The organism is Salmonella sp. SAL4457 (genome assembly GCF_046548235.1).
Classification (GTDB): domain Bacteria; phylum Pseudomonadota; class Gammaproteobacteria; order Enterobacterales; family Enterobacteriaceae; genus Salmonella; species Salmonella enterica.
On record NZ_JBGDZO010000115.1, the window covers coordinates 1 to 381 of the forward strand.

Annotated in this window: 1 protein-coding gene; it reads left to right on the plus strand. The window is 66.7% G+C overall.

Annotation, left to right across the window (positions count from 1 at the left end):
- Positions 1–381, plus strand: a 381-nt coding sequence (locus tag ACLJNW_RS23490; RefSeq protein ID WP_410961124.1) for an EAL domain-containing protein, incomplete at both ends; no start/stop codon positions are given.

The following is a 381-nucleotide window of genomic DNA, read 5'->3' on the forward strand; positions in this document are numbered from 1 at the left end:
TGCTCACGCCCAGCGAGTTCGTCCCGCTGGCCGAGGAGAGCGGGCTGATCGTGCCGCTCGGCTACTGGGTCATCGCCCGCGCCCTGCGCGACATGCAGTGGCTCAACGGGCGCGGCCTGGAGCCGTTGCACATGGCGGTGAACCTGTCGTTCCGCCAGTTCCAGGACAGCCAGTTGCTGCCGACCCTGCAACGGTTGATCGAAGAGCACGGCGTCGACGCGCGCTGGCTCGAGTTCGAACTGACCGAGACCGCCGTGATGCGGCGCAGCGACCAGGTGCTGCAGACCATGCAGGCGCTCGGCCAACTGGGCGTGCGCTTTTCGCTGGACGACTTCGGCACCGGTTTCTCGTCCTTCGTCCACCTCAATAGCCTGCCGATCA